This is a genomic window from Massilia phyllostachyos, assembly GCF_021044825.1.
Classification (GTDB): domain Bacteria; phylum Pseudomonadota; class Gammaproteobacteria; order Burkholderiales; family Burkholderiaceae_D; genus Telluria; species Telluria phyllostachyos.
The window spans coordinates 1-1,211 of the sequence record NZ_JAJNOC010000028.1 but is presented as its reverse complement, the minus strand read 5'-3'; the positions used below and the strand labels follow the sequence as shown (position 1 = coordinate 1,211).

Below are 1,211 nucleotides of genomic sequence, written 5' to 3'. Positions count from 1 at the left end.
TGGACAGATTGGATATCACCGGCTGTCCGCGGAGGTCGGCATCCCTGCGTTCACGATTCGACGCTGGGTAGATGCGTATCGGTTGCACGGCGATGGGTCGTTCGCACGGCGCCGAGATCATTACCCTGCCGAGTTCAAGCTGTCGGTGCTGCAGCACATGTGGGACAATGCGAGCACCTTCAACCGAACGGCGGCAGTGTTCAATATTCCCAGTCCAGACAGCATTCGCACCTGGGCGAGACGTTACCGCGAGGGCGGTAGCGCAGCACTGGGCCGTAAGAAAACTGCCGCTTTAAAGATGCCGACACGACTGCCTCCACCAGACGATAAACCTGTGCACGAACTCACGCGCGAAGAGCTGCTCAAGCGTGTCGAGTACTTGCAAATGGAGGTCGCTGTCCTAAAAAAGCTGGAAGCCTTGACTCAAGCGAAGAAAGCCGCTGCGCCGAAAAAGCGCAAGTAGTGCATGAGTTAAGGCAGTCCTATCCTATGGTGGCATTGCTGAAGGTTGTGAAGCTGGCGCGCAGCACGTTCTACGCTTGGGATAAAGCACGCAGAGCACCAGACAAGTACGCGCGGGCCAAAGAGTGCATCAAGCATATCTATGATGAACATAAGGGGCGGTATGGCTATCGGCGTATCACGTCCGCGTTACTCGAACACGGCATCACATTGCATCAGAATACGGTGCGCCGGCTGATGGGGGTGCTTGGATTGAAGTCGACACAGCGCGTCAAGCGCTATCAATCGTATCGGGGTCAAGTAGGCGAAGTTGCCCCCAATGTCTTGGACCGTGACTTCAAGGCCGAGGCTCCCGATCAAAAATGGGCGACTGACATCACTGAAATCAAGGTGGGCGGGGAGAAGGTGTACTTCTCTCCCGTCAAAGACCTGTGCACGAGGGAGATCGTGGCTTATACAATGGGATTGAGCCCAAACATAGAGCTGGTGAACTCGATGCTCAAGAACGCACTTGCCACACTCAAACCAGGCCAGCCGCTAACGATGCATTCAGACCAGGGCTGGCAATATCAGATGCCGGAGTATCGCAAACTGCTGCGCGACCACAACGTCGTGCAAAGTATGTCTCGCAAGGCCACGTGCCTAGACAATGCATCGATGGAGAGCTTCTTTGCCGTGCTCAAGACTGAGTGCACTCACAAGCGAAAATTCACTGACGCTGCAGAACTCATGGCCACAATCCACGAGTA

2 protein-coding genes are annotated in these 1,211 nt (G+C 55.2%); both read left to right on the top strand.

Annotated features, from left to right (window positions below):
- Positions 1-463: helix-turn-helix domain-containing protein (locus tag LQ564_RS25705; RefSeq protein WP_231060969.1), on the top strand; the 463-nt coding region annotated here is incomplete at its 5' end.
- Between the two features lie 26 nt (positions 464-489).
- Positions 490-1,211 (top strand): IS3 family transposase (locus LQ564_RS25700; protein WP_231060968.1); only part of this gene is annotated, 722 nt, incomplete at its 3' end.